Here is a 238-nt window from a genome sequence, read left to right on the forward strand (position 1 = left end):
GTTCGGATGATTCAGAATAGTATCAGTGAAATTTTTGTATTTTTTAAAAAAAGGCCGTATGAATATTGTTCAGACGGCCTTTTGATTGTTTCAAGTTTACATTTCCAATTCGATCAAACCCGGCAAGTCGGCAAAACAGCGGTCGTGAGTAATTTGTCAGAAGTTGTCCAGATAGCCTTTGTTGGCGTCTTCAGTACGAATGGCGGCATAAAGATTGCTTAGCAGACAGTCTGAAGTG

General features: G+C 39.9%; 1 protein-coding gene. It reads left to right on the plus strand.

The features are described 5' to 3' along the window. Positions 1-222 (plus strand): hypothetical protein (locus ACTHSP_RS24075; RefSeq protein WP_440347234.1); only part of this gene is annotated, 222 nt, incomplete at its 5' end. Positions 223-238 lie beyond the last annotated feature (16 nt).

The organism is Neisseria sp. P0001.S005, assembly GCF_051963715.1.